Origin of the sequence: Caldimonas brevitalea (genome assembly GCF_001017435.1) — a bacterium.
Taxonomy (GTDB): Bacteria; Pseudomonadota; Gammaproteobacteria; order Burkholderiales; family Burkholderiaceae_C; genus Caldimonas; species Caldimonas brevitalea.
Window position 1 is genome coordinate 1105687 of sequence record NZ_CP011371.1, and the last position, 21671, is coordinate 1127357.

18 protein-coding genes are annotated in these 21671 nt (G+C 68.0%); 14 read left to right on the plus strand and 4 right to left on the minus strand.

All coding sequences use genetic code 11. The features are described 5' to 3' along the window. Nucleotides 1-57 precede the first annotated feature (57 nt). Genes AAW51_RS04890 through AAW51_RS04915 form a run of 6 tightly spaced genes read left to right on the plus strand, consistent with a single transcriptional unit; the run spans nucleotide 58 to nucleotide 6694 of the window. Entirely contained in the window at nucleotides 58-1728 is a 1671-nt protein-coding gene (locus tag AAW51_RS04890) for a methyl-accepting chemotaxis protein (protein WP_047193698.1), read from the plus strand. Between the two features lie 31 nt (nucleotides 1729-1759). Beyond that, entirely contained in the window at nucleotides 1760-2305 is a 546-nt protein-coding gene (locus tag AAW51_RS04895) for a chemotaxis protein CheW (RefSeq protein ID WP_047193699.1), read from the plus strand. Nucleotides 2306-2356: 51 nt separating this feature from the next. Beyond that, the gene (locus AAW51_RS04900; RefSeq protein WP_053013351.1) at nucleotides 2357-4312 is read left to right on the plus strand and encodes a HAMP domain-containing methyl-accepting chemotaxis protein; all 1956 of its coding nucleotides are present in this window, start codon (nucleotides 2357-2359) and stop codon (nucleotides 4310-4312) included. A gap of 12 nt (nucleotides 4313-4324) precedes the next feature. After that, nucleotides 4325-5137: a CheR family methyltransferase gene (locus AAW51_RS04905; protein WP_047193700.1), complete on the plus strand. Its 813-nt coding sequence runs from the start codon at nucleotides 4325-4327 to the stop codon at nucleotides 5135-5137. Beyond that, nucleotides 5130-5630 (plus strand): chemotaxis protein CheD, encoded by a 501-nt coding sequence (locus tag AAW51_RS04910; protein ID WP_047193701.1) that lies wholly within the window; start codon nucleotides 5130-5132, stop codon nucleotides 5628-5630. The genes AAW51_RS04905 and AAW51_RS04910 overlap by 8 nt, the downstream gene beginning before the upstream one ends. Beyond that, nucleotides 5627-6694, plus strand: a complete 1068-nt coding sequence (locus AAW51_RS04915) for a protein-glutamate methylesterase/protein-glutamine glutaminase (RefSeq protein WP_047193702.1) — start codon at nucleotides 5627-5629, stop codon at nucleotides 6692-6694. Before AAW51_RS04910 ends, AAW51_RS04915 begins: the two co-directional genes overlap by 4 nt. Before the next feature lie 6 nt (nucleotides 6695-6700). On the opposite strand, the gene AAW51_RS04920 is transcribed toward AAW51_RS04915, so the two are convergent. The 3 genes from AAW51_RS04920 to AAW51_RS04930 are packed head-to-tail and all read right to left on the minus strand — an operon-like array spanning nucleotide 6701 to nucleotide 10136. After that, on the minus strand, nucleotides 6701-7828 hold the full coding sequence (locus AAW51_RS04920; RefSeq protein WP_047193703.1) for a methyltransferase: 1128 nt from the start codon (nucleotides 7826-7828) through the stop codon (nucleotides 6701-6703). Then, nucleotides 7828-8925: a M14 family metallopeptidase gene (locus AAW51_RS04925; protein ID WP_047193704.1), complete on the minus strand. Its 1098-nt coding sequence runs from the start codon at nucleotides 8923-8925 to the stop codon at nucleotides 7828-7830. Before AAW51_RS04925 ends, AAW51_RS04920 begins: the two co-directional genes overlap by 1 nt. 17 nt (nucleotides 8926-8942) lie before the next feature. Continuing rightward, nucleotides 8943-10136, minus strand: a complete 1194-nt coding sequence (locus AAW51_RS04930; RefSeq protein ID WP_047193705.1) for a M20 aminoacylase family protein — start codon at nucleotides 10134-10136, stop codon at nucleotides 8943-8945. Nucleotides 10137-10339: 203 nt separating this feature from the next. Here AAW51_RS04930 and AAW51_RS04935 point away from each other — a divergent pair, with 203 nt between their 5' ends. Both AAW51_RS04935 and AAW51_RS04940 read left to right on the plus strand, forming a co-directional pair. After that, on the plus strand, nucleotides 10340-12421 hold the full coding sequence (locus AAW51_RS04935) for a molybdopterin-containing oxidoreductase family protein (protein WP_047193706.1): 2082 nt from the start codon (nucleotides 10340-10342) through the stop codon (nucleotides 12419-12421). A 3-nt stretch (nucleotides 12422-12424) separates the two neighbouring features. Continuing rightward, complete coding sequence (locus AAW51_RS04940; RefSeq protein ID WP_047193707.1) at nucleotides 12425-13507, plus strand: aminopeptidase; 1083 nt, start codon at nucleotides 12425-12427, stop codon at nucleotides 13505-13507. Nucleotides 13508-13597: 90 nt separating this feature from the next. Here the strand turns inward: AAW51_RS04940 and AAW51_RS04945 are convergent, their stop codons facing one another. Beyond that, nucleotides 13598-13852 (minus strand): acyl-CoA-binding protein, encoded by a 255-nt coding sequence (locus AAW51_RS04945; protein WP_047193708.1) that lies wholly within the window; start codon nucleotides 13850-13852, stop codon nucleotides 13598-13600. A 174-nt stretch (nucleotides 13853-14026) separates the two neighbouring features. Between AAW51_RS04945 and AAW51_RS04950 the strand changes: the two genes are divergently transcribed. The 6 genes from AAW51_RS04950 to AAW51_RS04975 all read left to right on the plus strand — a co-directional run bounded on the left by AAW51_RS04950 (nucleotide 14027) and on the right by AAW51_RS04975 (nucleotide 21631). Then, nucleotides 14027-14950, plus strand: a complete 924-nt coding sequence (locus AAW51_RS04950) for a LysR substrate-binding domain-containing protein (protein WP_047193709.1) — start codon at nucleotides 14027-14029, stop codon at nucleotides 14948-14950. Between the two features lie 185 nt (nucleotides 14951-15135). Beyond that, nucleotides 15136-17376, plus strand: coding sequence for a M50 family metallopeptidase (locus tag AAW51_RS04955; protein ID WP_047193710.1), 2241 nt, complete (start codon nucleotides 15136-15138; stop codon nucleotides 17374-17376). 359 nt (nucleotides 17377-17735) lie between these two features. Next, nucleotides 17736-18584: an amino acid ABC transporter substrate-binding protein gene (locus AAW51_RS04960; protein WP_047197433.1), complete on the plus strand. Its 849-nt coding sequence runs from the start codon at nucleotides 17736-17738 to the stop codon at nucleotides 18582-18584. Between the two features lie 621 nt (nucleotides 18585-19205). Next, on the plus strand, nucleotides 19206-20099 hold the full coding sequence (locus AAW51_RS04965; protein WP_047193711.1) for an amino acid ABC transporter substrate-binding protein: 894 nt from the start codon (nucleotides 19206-19208) through the stop codon (nucleotides 20097-20099). Nucleotides 20100-20255: 156 nt separating this feature from the next. Beyond that, a complete protein-coding gene (locus tag AAW51_RS04970) occupies nucleotides 20256-20966 on the plus strand; it encodes an amino acid ABC transporter permease (protein ID WP_047193712.1) in 711 nt (236 codons plus the stop codon). Next, nucleotides 20966-21631: an amino acid ABC transporter permease gene (locus AAW51_RS04975; protein WP_047193713.1), complete on the plus strand. Its 666-nt coding sequence runs from the start codon at nucleotides 20966-20968 to the stop codon at nucleotides 21629-21631. Before AAW51_RS04970 ends, AAW51_RS04975 begins: the two co-directional genes overlap by 1 nt. The last annotated feature ends 40 nt before the right edge of the window (nucleotides 21632-21671 follow it).

Sequence of the window (21671 nt, forward strand, 5' to 3'; positions counted from 1 at the left end):
GCCATCACGCCACCTCCCCACTTTCACTTTCCGGCCCAAGCTCCCAAAGGAAACCCCATGCTCAGCAACCTCAAGATCGGTGTGCGACTCACGGCCGCCTTCCTGGTCGTCGCCGCTGCGAGCGCCATCGTCGGCGCGGTCGGCATCAGCAACGCCGCCAAGCTCAACGAAAAGGCCGACCACATGTACTCGACGGAGCTGATGGGCCTGTCGTACATCAAGGAAGCCAACGTCCAACTCATCTACATCGGCCGCATGCGAGCCAGCTACCAACTCGCGACGACGCAGGAGGAGCGCGCCAAGCAGCTCGAGGGGATCAAAAAGACCTCGGCCCTGCTGAAGGAGAACATCGAGAAGGCCAAGCCGCTGTTCGACACCGAACGCGCCAAGCAGATCTTCGCCAGCTTCGCAGCCACGTGGGAGCAGTACGAGCGTGAACTGCATACGGTGCTGACCGCCGTCGGTGAACGCAAGCTGCAGGAACGTGATGAAGCGATGGCCAAACAGGTCGAGTCCCTCCTGAGCAAGGCCAGCGCGATGGACGAACTGATGTCCGAGCTCGGCAAGCGCAAGGAAGACCGGGCCAAGCAGGCGGCGGAAGACGCGATCGCGCTGTACGAGCAGAGCCGCACACTGATGATCGGCACCATCCTGGCGGCGCTCACCGGCGGCATCCTGTTGGGCGTGCTCATCAGCCGCGGCATCAGCAAGCCGCTGAACAAGGCGGTCGATGTGGCCAACCGGCTGGCCGACGGCGACCTGACCGTGAAGATCGACGCCACATCGAAGGACGAGACCGGCCAGCTGCTGCAGGCGATGCAGCACATGGTGGCGCGGCTGTCGCAGGTGGTGACCGAGGTCAATGGCAGCGCCGAGGCGCTGGCGGGTGCATCCGAAGAGGTGAGCGCGACGGCGCAAGCGCTGTCGCAGGCGGCCAGCGAGCAGGCCGCGGGCGTGGAGGAGACCAGCGCGTCGATCGAGCAGATGACCGCATCGATTGCTCAGAACACCGAAAACGCCAAGGTCACCGACGGCATGGCCACCAAGGCGGCTTCCGAGGCCGGTGAGGGCGGCGAGGCGGTGAATGCGACGGTCAGCGCGATGAAGCAGATCGCGCAGAAGATCGGCATCATCGACGACATCGCCTACCAGACCAATCTGCTGGCGCTGAACGCGGCGATCGAAGCCGCACGTGCCGGCGAGCACGGCAAGGGCTTCGCGGTGGTGGCGGCCGAGGTGCGCAAGCTGGCCGAACGCAGCCAGGTGGCGGCGCAAGAGATCGGCACCGTGGCCTCCAGCAGCGTGGAGCTGGCCGAGAAGGCCGGCCAGCTGCTCGACGAGATCGTGCCGACCATCCGCAAGACCTCCGAGCTGGTGCAGGAGATCACCGCGGCGTCGCAGGAACAGTCGTCGGGTGTTGGCCAGATCAACGCCGCGGTCAGCCAGCTGAGCCAGACCACGCAGCAGAACGCGTCCAGCTCGGAGGAGCTGGCCGCCACGGCCGAGGAGATGAGCAGCCAGGCCCAGCAGCTGCAGCAGACCATGGGCTTCTTCCGACTGAGCGCGACGCCGGTGGCGATGGTCGCCGCGTCGGCTCGCAGGCCCGAGGCGACGGCACCGAAAGCCAAGCTCAAGAACCGGCCTGCAGGCGCGGCAGCCGCGCCTCGCCTGTCCGGCGCCATGGCCTTCGCCGGCGAGCCCGACGAGTCGCAATTCGGCAAGTTCTGATCGGCACCCCGTCTACCCCAGGAGTTCCCAGATGACGGACCTTATCGCGACGCAGCGCAGCGCTGCCAGCGTCTCTCCCACCGTGGCCGAGCCGGCCCAGTACCTCACCTTCATGCTGGGCGGCGAGGCGTTCGCCATCGGCATTCTGTCGATCAAGGAGATCATCGAATACCAGGGTCTGACGACCGTGCCGATGATGCCCGAGTGCGTGCGCGGCGTGATCAACCTGCGCGGCGCCGTGGTGCCGGTGATCGATCTGCAGGCGCGCCTGGGCCGCCGCAGCTCCGAGGTGACCAAGCGCACCTGCATCGTCATCGTCGAGGTGCAAGGCGAGGACGAGCGCCAAGTGGTGGGCGTGGTGGTGGATGTGGTCAACGAGGTGCTCGAGATCGCGCCGGCCGACATCGAGCCAGCACCGACCTTCGGCGCCCGCATCCGCACCGACTTCATCGCCGGCATGGGCAAGGTGCGCGGCAAGTTCGTGATCCTGCTCGACGTCGACACGGTGCTGGCCATTGCCGACGAACTGATCGGGCGCGCCGGCGCGGCACATGAGCCGGCCGTCGCCCTGACCTGAACCATCACGGGTCGGCCCAGTTCTGCCCCGTACTACTCGAAGTAGATTCCCATGTTCAACAATCTCAAAGTCGCCACCCGCCTGGCGATCGGCTTCGGCCTCGTGATCGCCCTGCTGGCGCTCATGTCCTTCCTCGGCCTGACCAAGTTGGAAGCGATCAACCACGGCCTGGAGATCGTCGTGAAGGATCGGGTGCCCAAGGTGATCGAGGCGACCGAGATCACGCGCAACACCGTCGACAACGGGCGCGCGCTGCCCAGCATCCTGCTGGCGAGCAGCGATGCCGAAGTCGAACAACTCAAGCGAGGCATCGAGCGCAATCGCTCGCGCGACGAAGAACTCATCGCCGAGCTCGAAAAGACGGTGAAGAGCGAGCGCGGGCTGGCGCTGCTGAAGGAGATCCTCGCGAAGCAAGGCGTGATGGAACGGAAGTACGACCCGTTCTTCTCCCTCGCCAAAACGGACCGGACGAAGGCGGCGGAGTATCTGAGGACCGAAGTGCTGCCCGCGAACACGGCGTTCGAACATGCGCTGCACGAGTTGGTGGTGTTGCAGATCGAACAGATGGACGCCCAAGCCAAGGTGGCGGCGGCGAGCTACGAGGAAACGCGCAAGCTGCTCCTGATGCTGGCCGTCGCCGCGATCCTGATCGCCGCCGGTGCCGGCTACCTGATCAGCCGCAGCCTGCTGCGCGTGCTGGGCGGTGAGCCGGCCTATGCGGCCGACGTGCTGCGCCGCGTGGCCGACGGTGAGATCGACATCGACGTCAAGACGACCGGCAACGGCCAAGATAACCTGCTGGGCGCCGTGCAGCAGATGGTGACGCGGCTGCGGATGGTGATCGACGGGCAGCGCCGTGCGCTCGACGCGGCCAACCAGGGCGATTTCAGCGTGCGCATGGAACTGCGCGACCTGCGCGGCTTTCAGCATGAAATGGGCGACGGCCTGAACCGGCTGATGGCGACCACCGGCGACAGCCTCGACGATGTGCGCCGCGTGATGCGCGCGATGGCCGAGGGCGACCTGACACAGACGATCGACCAGCACTACGAAGGTGCTTTCGGCGAGATGAAGGCGCATATCAACGAGTGTGTCGCGCGGCTGTCGCAGGTGGTGACCGAGGTCAATGGCAGCGCCGAGGCGCTGGCGGGCGCATCCGAAGAGGTGAGCGCGACGGCGCAATCGCTGTCGCAGGCGGCCAGCGAGCAGGCCGCCGGCGTGGAGGAGACCAGCGCGTCGATCGAGCAGATGACCGCGTCGATCGCACAGAACACCGAAAACGCCAAGGTCACCGACGGCATGGCCACCAAGGCGGCTTCCGAGGCCGGTGAGGGCGGCGAGGCGGTGAATGCGACGGTCAGCGCGATGAAGCAGATCGCGCAGAAGATCGGCATCATCGACGACATCGCCTACCAGACCAATCTGCTGGCGCTGAACGCGGCGATCGAAGCCGCACGTGCCGGCGAGCACGGCAAGGGCTTCGCGGTGGTGGCGGCCGAGGTGCGCAAGCTGGCCGAACGCAGCCAGGTGGCGGCGCAAGAGATCGGCACCGTGGCCTCCAGCAGCGTGGAACTGGCCGAGAAGGCCGGCCAGCTGCTCGACGAGATCGTGCCGACCATCCGCAAGACCTCGGAGCTGGTGCAGGAGATCACCGCGGCGTCGCAGGAACAGTCGTCGGGTGTCGGGCAGATCAACGCCGCGGTCAGCCAGCTGAGCCAGACCACGCAGCAGAACGCGTCCAGCTCCGAGGAGCTGGCCGCCACGGCCGAGGAGATGAGCAGCCAGGCCCAACAGCTGCAGCAGACCATGGGCTTCTTCAAGCTGGCGGCCGTTTCGGGCAGCCGTGCGCCGCACGCCTCGGCCGCCGCACCGAGCAAATCGGCGGTGGCACGAGCGGGGGCGCAGCGGAACAGGGTGGTGGCGCCCGCGCCCCACCGCGTCGTCTCCCACAACCCCGGCCTCAACGGCGCACATGCGCTGGATGAAGGCTCGTTTGCCAACTTCTGACGGCCGCGCCTGATGTACCCGACGCTCACGGACAAGGAGTTCGGCTGCTTCCAGCGTTTCATCTTCGAATCGGCCGGCATCCACATGTCGTCCGCGAAGAAGACGCTGGTGGCCGGCCGGTTGGCCAAGCGCGTGAAGGCGCGGAGCCTCGACAGCTTCGCTGCCTACTTCAGCTTCCTGACCAGCGGCGACGCCGGCGACGAGGTTCAGACGGCAATCGACCTGCTGACCACCAACGAAACCTATTTCTTTCGGGAGCCGAAGCACTTCGAGTTGCTGCGCAGCGTCGCGATGGAAGCGGCGGCCCAGTCCCGCCCGCTGCACGTCTGGAGCGCTGCCAGTTCCAGCGGGGAAGAGGCGTACAGCATGGCGATGGTGCTGGCCGACACGATGCCCAACCTGCCGTGGGAGGTGTTCGGTTCCGACATCAGCCAGCGCGTGTTGCAGCGCGCACGCACCGGACACTACCCGATGGAGCGGGCGCGCCAGGTGCCGGAGCCTTACCTGAAGCGGTTCTGCCTCAAGGGCTTCGGAGAACAAGACGGCACCCTGCTGGTGCAGCGCGGGCTGCGTAGCAAGGTGAAGTTCGGCCAGGTGAACCTGAACACCGCGCTGCCGCAGATCGGCATGTTCGATGTGATCTTCCTGCGCAACGTAATGATCTACTTCAACGGCGAGACCAAGCGGCAGGTGGTGGCACGCGTGGCGTCGGTGTTGAAGCCCGGCGGCTATTTGTGCATCGGTCACTCGGAGAGCTTGAACGACCTGCAAACCGGGCTGCAAGCCGTCGTGCCCTCGATCTACCGCAAGCCCGGCCATGCCTAATTCGCGACCTGCTTTGAAAGACGTCACGGTACAGCCCGGTGAGGTCTTCATCGCAACGGCCCCGCAGCGCGCCCGGACGCTGCTCGGCTCGTGTGTCGCCGTCACCCTGTGGCATCCGCTCCGGCGCATCGGCGCGATGTCGCACTTTTTGCTGCCCCGGCGTGCCACACCCCGGGGCGCCGAGCTGGACGGCCGCTACGGCGACGAGGCGCTGGATTGGATGGTCCGCGAGCTGTCACGCCGCGGCGTCGTGCCGCGGGAGTGCGAGGCGAAGCTGTTCGGCGGCGGCAGCATGTTCCCCCGGCATGCAGGGCCGATGTCGGCGGACATCGGGCGCAACAACGGCGAGGCGGCGCGATTGCTGCTCGCCGAGCGCGGCATCGCGATCGTCTCCGAGGACTTGTTCGGCGTGGGCCACCGGCAGATCGTGTTCGATCTTTCCGACGGCTCCGTCTGGAGCCGCCGTGCTCCGGTCTCGAAAGGCGCGCGATGAGCCAGCGTATCAAGGTCATGGTGGTGGACGACTCGGCCGTCGTGCGGCAGGTGCTCACGCAGGTGCTCGGCTCGGCGCCGGACATTGAAGTCACCCATGCCGTGGCCGATCCGCTGCTGGCGATGCAGCGCATGAAGCTGCAGCGGCCGGACGTGATCGTGCTCGACGTGGAGATGCCCCGCATGGACGGCATCACCTTCCTGCGTTTGCTGATGCAGGAGCAGCCGCTCCCGGTGGTGATTTGCTCCACGCTCACCGAGGCCGGCGCGCGCACCACCGTCGAAGCGATGGCGGCCGGCGCCTTCGCCACCGTGGCCAAGCCCAAGCTGGGCCTGAAGCAGTTTCTGCAGGACGCGTCGCAAGATCTCGTGGCGACGGTGCGCGCCGCCGCGCGGGCCAACGTGTCACGCCTGGTGCGTCGGCCGCAGGCGCCGGTGGTGGTGGTCGAGAAGCACAACGCCGACGTGATCCTGCCGGCCAGCCATCAGCGCGCGATGACCGAGACCACCGAGCGTGTGGTCGCCATCGGCACCTCCACCGGCGGCACCCAGGCGCTGGAGGAAGTGCTGACGGCACTGCCTGCCACCGCGCCCGGGATCGTCGTGGTGCAGCACATGCCCGAGAAATTCACGGCCGCCTTCGCGCAGCGCCTGGACAGCCTCAGCCGGGTGGAGGTGAAAGAGGCGGAGACCGGCGACCGGGTGTTGCCGGGCCGCGCGCTGATCGCCCCCGGCGGCCGGCACATGGTGCTCAGGCGCAGCGGTGCCCAGTACAGGGTGGAGGTGCTCGACGGCCCCCTGGTCAACCGGCATCGCCCCTCGGTCGACGTGCTGTTCCGTTCGGTCGCCCGCTGCGCCGGGGCCAATGCCCTGGGGGTCATCATGACCGGCATGGGCGACGACGGCGCGGCGGGTCTGCTCGAGATGCGACAGGCGGGCGCGCGCACCCTGGCGCAGGACGAAGCCAGCTGTGTGGTGTTCGGGATGCCCAAGGAGGCCATCCGCCGCGGTGCAGTCGAGAGAACCGTGCCGCTGGGCGCGGTGGCGCAGGAGTTGATGCGGTAGGGGACGCTAAGCGCCGACGGCCGCCAGCCGCCACAGCGACGTGACTTCTTTTGACCGCGCCGCATGCAGCGGGTCGGACGTGTCGGTCGCGCGGGGGTGGCGCGGCCGTATATCCAGCCTGGCGACGACCCGCAAGCCGGCTCGCTCGAAGGCGGCCAGCAACTCCTCGCGCGAGCGCAGGCCGAGGTGCTCGGCGAGATCGGACAGCACCAGCCAGGCTTCGCCGCCGGGCGCGAGATGCGCCGCTGCGCCGTCGAGGAAACCGCGCAGCATGCGGCCATCCGGATCGTAGACCGCATGCTCCAGCGGCGAACTCGGCCGCGCCGGCACCCACGGCGGGTTGCACACCAGCAGGTGGGCGCGTCCGTCGGGGAACAGATCGGCCTGCACCAGTTCGACGCGGGCGGCGAGGCCCAGCCGTTCGAGGTTGTCGCGGGCGCAGGCGAGGGCGCGCGGGTCCTGGTCGGTCGCGACCACGCGCGCGACACCACGGCGCGCCAGCACCGCGGCCAGCACACCGGTGCCGGTGCCGATGTCGAAGGCCAGGTCGCCGGCCGGCAAGGGCGCGCGGGCCACCAGGTCGACGTACTCGCCGCGCACCGGCGAGAACACGCCGTAGTGCGGATGGATACGGCCGCGCAAGGCGGGAATCTCGACGCCCTTCTTGCGCCACTCGTGCGCCCCGATCAAGCCCAGCAGTTCCCGCAGCGACGCGACATAGGCTTCTTGCGCCGGGCCGTAGGCTTCCAGGCAGGCCTGCTGGACGTCCGGCGCCCGGCGCAAGGGGATGCTGTGGTCAGCGTCGAAGGGGATCAGCAACATGCCGAGCGTGCGGGCGCGTTGCGCCTGTGCCTGGCGATGCAGGTGGAAGGCCTCGGTCGGCGTCGCGGCCGCCTTGCGGGGTTTGCGGTCGGCGCGGCGCGCCAGCGCCTGCAGCAGCTGGCGGGCGTTCTGGAAGTCGCCCCGCCACAGCAGGGCCGTGCCTTCGCAGGCGTGGCGGTAGGCCGCGTCGGCGGTCATGCGGTCGTCGGCCAACACCACCCGCTTGGGCGGGGGCACCCCGGCTTCCGAGCGCCAGCGTGCCGACCCGGTTTGCTCGCCGTCGGTCCAGTGCAGCAACGCAGGCTCGCTCATCAAGACGACTTTCCGGTCAGCCCGCGCAAGGCCTGCAGGCTCGCCTCGCGTGCCTGTTCGACCAGGCTCGCCCGCCAGTCGTCGGTGTCGACGAAGAAGGCGTCGTGCAGCTGGCGTTTGATTGTGGCCGCCTGCGCAGGCGGTGTTTCGGGGTGGTTGTCGAGCCAGTGCTCGGCCCGCACTGCGTTGAGCATGTCTTGCAACGGCACCGTGCCGTACTCGAGCGCGATGCCGGTATAGCGCGCTTGCGGGCATTCCTCGAACGCCGAGATCCACAGGGCCCCGGTCAGCATCGCCGAGGTCGACGTGCCTTCATAGGTGGACGTCACCGCAGGCCCCCACCAGGCGCGGGTGCGGGCGAGGGCCTCGGTGTCCTCGTGCGACGCGAAGATACGCTCGCCGTAGCCCACCGGCCCGAGGCCGGTGTGCAGGTCGACCCAGGCCAGGTCTTGCGTGTGGCGGTTGTGCTCGCGCAGCACGTGCCGCAGGGTCTGGTTGCTCCAGCTCGGGTTGTGGCCACCGAAGAACATGCCGTCTTCGTGCGTGTACTGCCCGCGCGAGACGGCCGACTGAAAGGCCGCCATGCCGTGCTCGGCCGCATAGGCCGCGAGTCGTTGCTCGACCTCGGGTGAGGGCGGCCACTCGCGCGGCACCAGGAATGCGTGCAGGCTGTCGTAGTCGTCGTTGCGCGGCAGCGGTGCCGAGAAGTCGATGAAGTTGCGGTTGAGGTCGATGTTCTCGTGCGTGACCCGGCGTGCCCATGAAAAGCCATAAGGGTTGAGCGCGTGCAGATACAGCACCGCCACGCCGCTCTCGCGCACCGCCGCATGCCACTCGGCATCGCGTAGCATCGCGACCTGGATACCGGAGCCGGCATAACCTTCGACGCCGTGGCAGCCGCTGCTCAGGATGAACACCTGGCGCGCGTCGGGCGGGCCTTCGCGGCAGACGTCGAGCGCCAACACCTCGCCGTCGCGGCCCAGCATCGGGTGCACGTGCTGCTCGACATCGAGCCGATGGTCTTCACACGCGCGCCAGAACTTCTGGCGCGCTTGCGCATAGCTCTGGGAAAAAGGGGAGTCGTCGCCGGCTGCCATGGCGTCGCCTGGCGCCGTCATCGGGGGGTGTTGAGCCATGCCTCGGCCAGGCGCACCCACAACGTCGCGCCGAGCGGGATCAAATCGTCGTTGAAGTCGTAGCTCGGGTTGTGCAGCATGCACGGCCCCATGCCGTGGCCGCCCTCGCGGTGGGCGCCATCGCCGTTGCCGATCACAAAATAGGCGCCCGGTTTCTCCTGCAGGAAGTAGCTGAAGTCCTCGGCGCCCATGGTCGGTTCGAACTCGAGCACGTTGTCGGCGCCCACCACGTCGGCCATCACACGGCGCACGAACGCGCTCTCTTGGGCATGGTTGATGGTGGGCGGGTAGTTGCGCGAGAACTCGAACTCGCATTCGCAACCGAAGGCGGCGGCGGTGTGGGTCGCGATCTCCTGCATGCGGCGCTCGATCATGTCGAGCACGTCGAGCGTGAAGGTGCGCACCGTGCCCTGGATCTCGCAGCTGTCGGGCACGACGTTGGTGGCCTCGCCCGTGTGGATCATCGTCACCGAGATCACGCCGGCGTCGATCGGTCGCTTGTTGCGTGTGATCACGGTCTGGAAGGCCTGCACCATCTGGCACGCCACCGGCACCGGGTCGATGCCGTTGTGCGGCATCGCCGCATGCGCGCCCTTGCCGCGGATCACGATGCGGAACTCGTTGCTCGACGCGAAGCAGGGGCCGTTGTTGATCGCGAACTGACCCACCGCAAGGCCCGGCCAGTTGTGCATGCCGAACACCGCCTCCATCGGAAAACGGTCGAACAGGCCTTCGCGGATCATCTCGCGCGCGCCGCCGCCGCCTTCTTCGGCCGGCTGGAAGATCAAATAGACGGTACCGTCGAACGAGCGGTGCTGCGCCAGGTGCCGGGCGGCCGCCAGCAAGATGGCGGTGTGGCCGTCGTGGCCGCAGGCGTGCATCTTGCCGGGGTGTCGGCTCGCGTGGGCGAAGTGGTTGTGCTCGGTGACCGGCAGCGCGTCGATGTCGGCGCGCAGGCCGATCGCGCGCGGGGAGTCACCGTGCTTCACGACGCCCACCAGGCCGGTCTTGGCCAGGCCGCGGTGCACCGGGATGCCCCAGTCGTTCAAGGCGCGTGCGATCACGTCGGAGGTCCGCTGCTCCTCGAAGCACAGCTCGGGGTGCGCATGGAGATCACGCCGCAGCGCCGCGACGCTGCCGCTGTGGGCCAGGATGGATTCGATCAACTGCATCGGGTGGACTCCGGGGGAGGGCCGCGAGGACGGGCAGGCAAACGGCCGGGGAGGCGCTCGAACATGCCGCGGCGGCAGGGACACGGCCAGTTTAGCCCTGCTTGCAGCAGCGCGCCAACGCCGCACGAGCCGGCCCGGCCCGCCCATGGAAGAATGGCGCTGTCGCGCGAGTCCATCGCCCCGTTCACCGCCGAGTCCGACCCATGTTTGTGCCCATCGTTCCCGCCGTCGACCGGCCCTCGCTCGCCGGTCATCGCACCGTGCGAGCCGCCTGTCCCCACGACTGCCCCGACACCTGCGCCATCCGCGTCACCGTGGAAGACGGCCGGGCGGTGAAAGTGCAGGGCGATCCGGACCATCCCCCGACGCACGGTGCGTTGTGTCAGAAGGTGTCTCGATACCCCGAGCGCACCTACCATGCCGAACGCCTGCTGCATCCGCTGCGCCGCGTCGGCCCCAAGGGCAGTGGCCGCTTCGAGCGGGTCAGCTGGGACGAGGCGCTGGACGACATCGCGGCACGTTTGAGTGCGATCGCCGCACGCAACCCGGAGGCGATCCTGCCGTACAGCTACGCCGGCACGATGGGGCTGGTGCAGGGGGAAAGCATCGCGGCGCGATTTTTCCATGCGCTCGGCGCTTCCCGGCTCGACCGCACCATCTGCGCGAGCGCCGGCAGCGAGGCGCTGACGCTCAGCTACGGCGGCAAGGTCGGCATGCACGTCGAGCACTTCGCCGAGAGCCGGCTGATCCTGCTGTGGGGCACCAATTCGATCGCGTCCAACCTGCACTTCTGGACGCTGGTCCAGCAGGCCAAGCGCGCCGGCGCCAAACTGGTGTGCATCGACCCCCGCAGGACCGACACCGCCGACAAATGCCATCAGCACATCGCGCTGCTGCCCGGCACCGACGGCGCCCTCGCGCTCGGTTTGATCCACGAGCTGGTGTGCCACGACTGGCTGGATCACGACTACATCGAGCGCCATACGGCCGATTGGCCTGCGTTGCGCGCGCGTGCGCTGCAGTGGCCGCCGCACCGGGTGGCCGAGGTCTGCGGCATCGACGCCGAGACGGTGCGGCAGCTGGCGCGCGACTACGCGACCACACGCCCGGCCGCCATCCGCCTCAACTACGGCATGCAGCGGGTGCGTGGTGGCGGCAATGCCGTGCGCCTGATCGCCGCGCTGCCCTGCCTGACCGGCGCCTGGCGCCACCGCGCCGGCGGGCTGCTGCTGTCGGCCTCCGGCTGGTTCCCGGTCGACCGCGCCGCGCTGCAGCGACCCGACCTGCTGGCCGGGCGCCAGCCCCGCACGCTCAACATGAGCACCATCGGCGACGACCTGCTGCGCGACGCTGCGCCGGCTTTCGGCCCCAAGGTCGAGGCGCTGATCGTCTACAACAGCAACCCGGTCGCGGTGGCCCCCGAGTCAGCCAAGGTGGTGCAGGGCTTCCGGCGCGAAGACCTGTTCACGGTCGTGCTGGAACACTTCCAGACCGACACCGCCGACCATGCCGACTACGTGCTGCCGGCCACCACGCAGCTCGAACACCTGGACGTGCACACCAGCTACGGCCACACCTATGCCCTGCTGAACGAGCCGGCGGTGGCGCCGCTGGGTGAGGCCAAGCCCAACACGCAGATCTTTCGAGAGCTGGCGGCGCGCATGGGTCTCGACCACCCTTGCCTGCAGGACAGCGACGAAGCGGTGGCGGCGCAAGCCTTTGCGCGCGACGTCGATCTCGGCGCGCTGCGCGAACGCGGCTGGGTCAAGTTGCCGCTGCCCGAGGCCCCGTTCGCCAACGGCGGCTTCCTGACCCCGTCGGGCCGTTGTGAGCTGGACGCCGGCGCCAGCCCCGATTACCTGCCCAACTACGAGTCGGCGGCGTCCGACCCGCAGCTGGCGGCGCGCTACCCGCTCGCGATGATCTCGCCGCCGGCGCGCAACTTCCTCAATTCGACTTTCGTGAACGTGCAGAGCCTGCGCGACATCGAAGGCGAGCCGCTGCTGGAGATCCACCCCGAAGACGCTGCCGCACGCCGCATCGCCGACGGGCAACCGGTGCGCGTGTTCAACGACCGCGGTGTGCACCGCTGCACCGCGCGGGTGTCGACGCGGGCACGGCCGGGTGTGGTCAACGGCCTGGGCATCTGGTGGCGGAAGTTCGGCGTCGACGGCACCAACGTCAACCAGCTGACGCACCAGCGCCTGACCGACATCGGCCGCGCGCCCTGCTTCTACGACGTGCTGGTCGAGGTGGCGCCCGACGCGCCCGCAGGCGGAGTCTGAACGATGCGCGCTGGAGGTCGTTTTGCACTGCTGGCCGCCGCTGCTGCGGCCGCCTTGCTGGGAGCGGGCCTGGCGGGCTGCGGCACGGTGGGCTATGTCGCGCAGTCGGTGCGCGGCCAATGGTCGATGCTGCACGAGGCGCGGCCCGTGCCCGAGTGGCTGGCCCAGCGCGACACGCCGCCGACCTTGCGCACGCGGCTTGCGGTGAGCCAGCGCATGCGCGACTTCGCGGTGTCGGAATTGAAGCTGCCCGACAACGGCAGCTACCGGCGCTATGCCGACCTGGGCCGCAACGCAGCGGTCTGGAACGTCGTCGCGGCGCCCGAACTCGGCCTGACGCTCAAGACCTGGTGCTTCCCGGTGGTCGGCTGCGTGGGCTACCGGGGCTACTTCGACCGCCAGCGCGCCGAGGCCGAGGCCCAGACCTTGCGCGCCCAGGGCTACGAGGTGAGCGTTTATGGTGTGCCCGCGTACTCGACGCTGGGCTGGTTCGACGACCCGCTGCTCAACACCTTCATCCACTACCCCGAAGGCGAGCTGGCGCGCTTGATCTTCCATGAGCTGGCGCACCAGGTCGCCTATGCGAAGGGCGACACCACCTTCAACGAGTCGTTTGCCACCGCGGTCGAACGGCTGGGCGGGCAGCGTTGGCTGCGCGAGCATGCCAGCGCCGAGGCGCGCGCCGAATACGAGCGCTACGACGCACGTCGGCAGGACTTCCGGGCGCTGACGCTGCGCTATCGGCAGCGCTTGCTGGAGCTCTATACGAGCCCCTTGTCGGCCGAGGACAAGCGCGCGCGCAAGGCCGAGCTGTACCGCGAGATGCGCGCCGAACATCAGGAACTCAAGCGCAGCCGCTGGGACGGCTACGCCGGCTACGACGGCTGGTTCGAGCGGGCCAACAATGCCTCGCTCGGCGTGCTCGCCGCCTACAACGAACTGGTGCCGGCGTTCGAGCGCTTGTTCGAGGCGCAGGGACGCGACTTCGAGCGCTTTTATGACGAGGTGAAACGCCTGGCGGATGCGCCACGCGACGAACGCCGCAAGGCTTTGGGCGCGCCGGCCGTGGCGCAGACCCCGCGATGACACCGCCGCTTTGCGATCAGATCGTTATCCGCTTGCTGGGTTCGGAAGGCGGCGGCCACCGGGCGCAAGGCGGCGCCCGGTGCAACTGCCTTATTTGAGCGATTCGATCAGGTCGATGTAGTCCTGCATTGCCTGTTCGTTGGACTTGCCCTTGAGCGCATTCCACGCGTCCCATTTGGCGCGGCCGACGAAGTCGGTCATGCCAGGGCGGTCGCCTTCGACGTCGCCGCTGCTCGCCTGTTTGAAGAGCGCATAGATCTTCAGCAAGGTCATGTTGTCGGGTTTTTCGGGCAGGGACTTCGATTCGGCCACGGCTTGGTCGAAGCGCGCTTTCAGGTCGGACACGTGCTAACTCCTTGAATGGGGGACGGCGCTCGGGGGATCGGGCGCGACGCGGCATCCTAGCGCCTTCTGTTGCCATTGCCGTTGATGCAAGCGACTTGTTGCACGGGTTGCCACGTCTGTCTACGCACAAGCCCGCACTCGCAGGCCTGTCGGGCGTCGCTACACTCCGCCCTCGTGGAAACCAAGTGGCTCGAAGACTTCGTCAGCCTGGCCGAGACGCGCAGCTTCTCGCGCTCGGCGCAATTGCGTCATGTGACGCAGCCGGCGTTCTCGCGCCGTATCCAGGCGCTCGAAGGCTGGGTCGGCCTCGACCTGGTCGACCGATCGTCGTACCCGACCCGGCTCACGCCGGCGGGCGAGACCTTTCTCGCGCAGGCGCTCGAAATCCTGGGCAGCCTGCAGGCGACCCGCAACATGATGCGCGGCCACCGCTCGGCCGGGCAGGACATGATCGAGTTCGCCGTGCCGCACACGTTGGCGTTCACTTTCTTTCCGCATTGGGTCACCAGTCTGCGCAAGAGCTTCGGCGCCGTGAAGAGCCGGCTGATCGCGCTCAACGTACACGATGCCGTGATGCGTCTGGCCGAAGGCAGTTGCGACCTGCTGATCGCTTATCACCATGCATCGCAGCCGCTGCAGTTGAACCCGGAGCGCTACGAGATGCTCAGCCTGGGCCAGGAAACCTTGGCGCCTTATGCCAAGGCGGGGCCCGACGGCCAGCCGATGTTCAGGCTCCCCGGGCGGCAGGGAGAGCGGGTGCCGTTCCTCAGCTACGCCTCGGGGGCGTATCTCGGCCGCCTGGTCGACCTGATCATCAAACGCTCCCCGATGCCGCTCAGTCTCGAATCGATCTACGAAACCGACATGGCCGAAGGCTTGAAGGCGATGGCACTGGAAGGCCACGGCCTTGCCTTCCTGCCAGCCAGTTCGGTCAAGAAGGAACTGCGCGCCAAACGCCTGGTGCTGGCGGCGCCGGCCGGGTCGTTCGAAGTCACGATGGACGTGCGCGTCTACCGCGAGCGCCCCGAAGCGGCCAAGCATGTCCGTCCCGGCGTGCAGGCGCTGTGGGACTACCTGCGCGAAACACGTCACGCTTGAGCGGCTCTCGTGGCGTGCTGCGGCCGGACCGACACGGCCGCTGTCCATAATCCTGTACCGCAGCGTCGGACATCAACCGGGCGTTGCATCCAGGGCCGTTTGCGGCCCACGGGCGACCGGTCCGGCCTGGCCCTTTACAACCTATCCAACGACAGTGCGGGGCCTGGCCCCGGAGGAATGCGAGCATGGGCTTCGGCCTGCTGGCGTCGGTCATCATCGCGGTGGCCGGGGCCTGGGTGTTGTGGCGGCTGCAGCAGGTGGCACTGCTGCGCTGGCCGACCGGCGTGGAACGCCGGCCGGCGCCGTTGCGTCCCCACCGTGCGGTCGACGATGCGCTGGCGCCGTTCGAAGCCGAGTTGACCCGCTTGGGCTTCGTCTTCTCGCACGCGGCCGATGTCCGCGCCACACCCCGTGGGCTGGGGCCGTGGCAGCCGCTGCGGATCTGGCGCCATCGCCAGCTGCCGATGCTGGCCCAGCTCGAGCCCCCGCCCGATCCGGCTCGCCCCAATTTGCCGCGCTTGTCGTTGTTCGGACAGGTGCACGAGGGGCTGGTGGTCGCCACCACCAACCAGCCCGGCGCGCCGTTCCCGGCCGAGCCGCGCTGGCTCCGGCTGGCGGGCGATGCCTATGTCTCGGTCACCGCGCAATATGAGGACCAGTGGGCCTCGATGCAGGCCGAGGGCCTGCCTGATTTCCTGCCGTGGGGTGATGCGGCCGAGATCGAGGCGCGCTTGGCCGAGCACGAAAACCGTGTGCTCGAGATGTGGCGAAGCGAGGGCTGGTGCCGTTTGGATGGCGACATGCAGTGCGTGTCGCCGCGGCGGCTGCCCGCCGTGCTGATGCGCCAACTGGCGGCGCTGCGGCGCTTCGAGGCGGCCTTGCGGGAGGCCGAACCGAACGCCGCAGGCCTGAAGCGCAATACACCGCTGGAACGCGCGGTCGCGATGTTCGTCGCGGCCAAGGCGCGTCCGAAGGCAGCGGCCATCGCACCGCTGCAATGGGCCTTGTTCGGTGGCGGCGTGCTGCTGGGACTGCTGTGCGTTGCGCTGACCTGGGGGGCCTCGCACGCGTGGATGCTGCTGGCCGTGCTCGCCCTGCACCACGGAGCCCGCTATGCCACGTTGTGGACCTTCGGTCTGCACCGCACCCGGGTGTCGATGTCGCCACTGGGCGGCCCCGGCCTGGACCCGGCCAGCCGAGCTGGCCCGCGCCGCCGCGCGCTGCTGGCACTCGCCGGGCCGGGCCCCGGCCTGTTGGTCGGCGCCGTCCTGTGGGCGCTCGTCGACGACGGCTCGGCGCTGCAGCAGCTGGCCTGGTGGCTGTTGATCGTCAACGGCTTGTGCTGGCTGCCCCTGCCGTCGCTCGCCGGCGCTCACCTGCTCGCCGCGGTGCTGCCGTCGCGCCGCGCTCGGTGGCGCTGGGCCGTCGAAGTCGCCGCCACGGCTGGCTTGTTCGGCTGGTGCTGGGCGGTGGGCCTGCCGGTCGGCGCGGCGCTGGCGATCGTGGCGACGGCAGCGCTGCTGCGCTGGCCCGCCATGTGGTGGCAGCTGCGCTTGCAGCGCGCCGTGTACCTCGCCGCGCGTCGGGCGCAGCCGACCGACGCCGGTGCGCTCGCCCGTCTTGCCTTCCAGCAGCTCGAGCGTGCGCTGCCGACGCGGGTGCCGCTGGCTTGGCGCCTGCCTTGCGTCGACCGCTTGCTCACGGCGCTCAAACGCCGGCCTCGGCTACCGCGCGGTCGGGCCTGGGCGTTGGCGGCCGCCTATCTGGCGCTGCTGCTGCCGTTGTGCGTATTGGCGCCGTCATTGCGCAGTGCTGCCGAGGCGGGCCTGCTGGACGGGGCACGGCGGGCGTCGGGTGCCGACAGCCTGGACCGAGACATCGCACCACAAGACATCACGCAACTGGCGCTGCGCCTCGACCGGCGCCCCGGTGTACAAGGCGCGTCCGAGCCGGCGTTGGCCGCCCTGGCGCAGCGCAGCGGCGCAGAACTGCCGGCCGACGTGCGCGCGCTCTACAGCGCCCGTGACGGGCTCGACCTTGGCGCCTCGCTGACCCTGCTGCCCGTCGCCGACGTGCAGCCGCTGCGCCACAACCGGCCTCGGCTCGGCGGGCAGCTGACCCAGCGCCTGCGCGAACTGCGCCCGGGACAGCCGGCACACCTCGACGCCATGTGTGCGCCCGGCACACCGGGCACCTGCCCTCAACGCCTGGCGCAGGTGTTGTCGTGGCTGCAACTGGGCAGCGTGCAGGGACGGCCGCTGCTGCTGTATCCACAACGTACGGCCGAACGTTGGCGGCTGGTGTCGCTCGACACCGAGCAGGGTCGCTTGCTCGAGGAGCCCGACGTGCGGCAGCTGCTGACGGCCGAGTACGTCGCCGCACGGGCGGCCTCGAGCGCCCAGACCGGCGCGGCCGAGCCGCGTTGAACCGCTGCTTGGAGAACGCGTCGGTAGGCGCCGTGTGGCCGTGTGGCCGTGTGGCCGTGTGGCCGCCGAAATTCTGCTCATCCTCAAGCTCACGCCGCAGGATCTGCGCCCGATCCTGTAAAAAGTGGCAGGAAACGCCAAAACCTCCCTCGTCAGTGGCACTGCAATCGCAGAGACTGCCGACGCGCCCGCCACCGCGGGACGCGCAGCAAGGTTCCCGCTAGGAGCAGGGGCCGACTCCCGCCCGGCGATGGCAGGCAGCGGGGGCATCGATGGGTTGTGGGTGAGGGAGTACTTCCATGTTCAAGAGTGCATGGTCGCGTGCGATCGGCGTGTCTGTTTGGATCGGCAGCGTGGTGATGCTGCACAGTGCGCCGGCCCACGCCGGGCCGGTCATCGAGCGCATCCGCGCGAGCGGGAAGGTGCAGATCGCTCACCGCGAATCGTCGGTCCCGTTCTCCTACCTCGACGCTGACCGCAAGCCGGTTGGTTACGCCGTCGACATCTGTTTGCGGCTGGTGGAGGCGGTGCGCAAGAAGCTCGAGTTGAAGGCGCTGGAGCCGGCCTTCGTGATGGCGACGCCGGCCAACCGGGTGCAGCTGGTCGCCGAAGGCAAGGCCGACCTCGAATGCGGTTCGACCACCAACAACGCCGAACGCCGCAAGACCGTGGCTTTCACCGTGCCCCACTACATCACCGGGGCCCGTTACCTGGTGCGCGCCGACAGCCAGATCGAAGACCTGCCGCAGTTCGAAGGCAAGCGTTTGGTGTCGACCAAGGGCACCACGCCGTTGAAGGCGGTGGATCAGGCCAACCAGGAACGCATGATGCGCATTTCCTTGCTCGAAGCGCCCGACCATGCCAAGGCGGTCGAGATGGTCGAGAAGGGCGAAGCCGACGGTTTCGCGATGGACGACGTGCTGCTTTACGGGCTGGCCGCCAGCCGCCCCGATCCGAGCAAGCTGAAGGTGGTCGGCAAGTTCCTGACCATCGAGCCGCTGGCCATCATGCTGTCGCGCGACGACGCCGAATTCAAGAAGATCATCGACGACGAAATGAAGCGGCTGATCCAGAGCCGCGAGTTGCACACCGTCTACGAGCGCTGGTTCCAGCGGCCCATCCCGCCGCGCAACGTCACGCTCAACCTGCCGATGAACTACCTGCTGCGCGACTTCTGGCGGTACCCGACCGACCAGGTCCCGTTCTGAGGCGGGCGCGGCCGACGACCGTAGCGAGCGTGAGGCGCACGCCCCGGGCCGGCCCTGCCGGCCCTGCGTGAACTGCCGCTCGGCCGGCAGTCGCCGGGAACCAAAGCAGGGCATTACATGGGGCAACAACGGGCGCGGTAGCGCTTCACGGCGGTGCAGAACGCGCCCGGCCGACGGCCCCGCGCGGTGGCGTGTGGTGTAGGCTCGCGCTCACTGCAGCTCTCCAGGCCGCGCCGGCATTGGGTAATTACCCTTAGCATTCATGCGAAACTTGCATAGGGTCTCCTGCAAACAGCATTGGCCTCCCAATTGCTATACCCCTACAGTTCGCGCCGATATTGACCTTGCCGTCTTGTGGTCTCATGGATGTCCTGCTTGCCCTGCCGACGGGTCGGCGCCACTTATGCGCCTCTCGTCCGCGGCTCCTCCTGCCACGGCCGACCCCGCTGCCGGTGGCACTCGCGGCGCATTTGGCCACCGCCTGCGGGGCCGATGACCGGGGCCACGTCGCATCGCCTGCCGTTTCAGCGGAAAGTGCGTAGCGCCGCGGTCGGCGCGGTCCCTAAAATCCCGTTCCTCCGGTGACCTTTCCGGTCATTGCTCAAACCCTTAGGAGCCTTTATGAAGAAGCCTCTGCTCGTCCTGGCCGCAGCCCTGCTGGCCGCAGGCGCGGCGCAAGCCGACACGCTGAAGAAGATCAAGGAGACCGGCAAGGTCGTGATGGGAGTGCGCGACTCCTCGGGCGTGCTGTCCTATACCGTGGGCGGCGGCAAGTACGCAGGTTTCCATGTGAACCTGTGCGAGACCATCATCAACAACATCCGCCGCGACCTGAAGCTCGAGACGCTGAGCGTCGAGTACATCCCGGTCACGTCGCAGAACCGCATCCCGCTGGTGCAGAACGGCACCGTCGACATCGAGTGCGGCTCGACCACCAACAACCAGGCGCGCCAGCAACAGGTCGCCTTCGCGCTGACCACCTTCGTCACCGAGGTGCGCATGGCGGTGAATGCGAAGTCGGGCATCGACTCCATCGCCAAGCTGAACGGCAAGACGGTGGTCACCACCACCGGGACCACCTCGGTGCAGCATCTGCGCAAGCACGAGCGCGCCGCCGGCCTCGACTTCAAGGAGGTCTTCGGCAAGGACCACGCCGACTCCTTCCTGATCCTCGAATCGGGCCGCGCCGACGCCTTCGTGATGGACGACTACATCCTGGCCGGCAACATCGCCAACTCGAAGAACCCGGCCGACTTCAAGGTGGCCGGTGAAGCGCTGTCGGTCGAGCCGATCGCGATCATGTTCCGCAAGGACGACCCGGCCTTCAAGAAGGCGGTCGACGACCAGATCCGCGCGATGATGAAGAGCGGCGACTTCGAGAAGATGTACAAGAAGTGGTTCCAGTCGCCGATCCCGCCGCGCAACACCAACCCCAACGTGCCGATGGGCGCGGCGTTGAAGGCGGCGATCGCCAACCCCAACGACAACCCGATGGAAAGCTACGCCAAGAAGTAAGGCGTCGCCGGAGCGTGACCCGCCCGCTCCCTGTGGGTGGGTCATTTTTTTGCCTCCGCAGCCGGGCGCCTGAAGCGGGCGCCCCGGCGTTGTTCTCTCGAACTTTCACACGCATCCTCCGGCCTGTCACCGACACGCCCGGGGAGGAGAAGACGGATGGATTTGCAATCCAAGTGGCAGATCTTCATGCAGGACCGCGGCGACGGCGTCACCTACGTCGACTGGGTGCTGTCCGCCTGGGGGTGGACGCTGAGCATCGCCGCCTGTGCCTGGGTGCTGGCGCTGCTGGTGGGCTTTCTGATCGGCACGCTGCGCACGGTGCCGAGCAAGCCGCTGCAATGGTTCAGCAACGCGTGGGTCGAGCTGTTCCGCAACATTCCGCTGCTGGTCCAGATCTTCCTGTGGTACCAAGTGTTGCCGTCGATGTTCCCGGCGTTGCAGCAGGTGCCGGTGTTCGCCTTGGTGGTGTTGGCGCTGGGCCTGTTCACGTCGGCGCGGGTCGCCGAGCAGGTGCGGGCCGGCATCCAGTCGCTGCCGCGCGGCCAGTTCATGGCCGGCTCGGCCATCGGCCTGACACGCCCCCAAACCTATCGCTACGTCATCCTGCCGATGGCGTCTCGCATCGTCCTGCCGCCGCTCACCAGCGAGGCGATGAACATCATCAAGAACTCGTCGGTGGCCTTTGCGGCCGGCATCGCCGAGCTGGCCTTGTATGCCCAGCAGGCCGGTGTGGAGCTGTCGATGGAGGTCGAGGTCTACCTGGTGGTGTCGGTGCTGTATGCGGTGTCGGCCTTCGGCGTCAACCGCGCGATGGCGTTCATTGAAGCGCGCGTGCGGGTGCCCGGCTACGTCGGAGGGTCGAAGTGATGAATCTCGACCTGTCCTTCTACAACTGGGAACTGATCAGCAACTTCGTCCAGAAGGGCTTTTTCTTCAGCATCCAGCTGACGCTGGTGGCGATGATCGGCGGCATCGTGCTCGGCACGCTGCTGGCGATGATGCGGCTGTCGGGCATCAAGCCGCTGGAGTGGATCGCGACGATCTACGTCAACGGCCTGCGCTCGATCCCGCTGGTGATGGTGATCCTGTGGTTCTTCCTGCTGGTGCCCTTCGTGCTCGGCCGGCCGGTCGGGGCCGAGGCGTCGGCCTTCATCACCTTCACCCTGTTCGAGGCGGCCTACTACTCCGAGATCATGCGCGCCGGCATCCAGTCGATTCCGCGCGGGCAGGTGTTCGCTGGCCAGGCCATCGGCCTGAGCTATGGGCAGAACATGCGCTTCGTGATCTTGCCGCAGGCCTTCCGCAACATGCTGCCGGTGCTGCTGACGCAGACCATCATCCTGTTCCAGGACACCTCGCTCGTCTACGTGATCGGCGCCTACGACTTGTTCAAGGGTTTCGAGACCGCAGGCAAGAACCTGGGCCGCCCCATCGAGGCCTACCTGGCTGCCGCGGTGGTCTACTTCGTGATCTGCTTCGCGCTGTCCCAGCTGGTGAAACGCCTGCAGAAGAAAATTGCGATCGTCCGCTGAGCCTGGTCGGCTCGTGGCGGCTTTGAATCTGGAGACGACA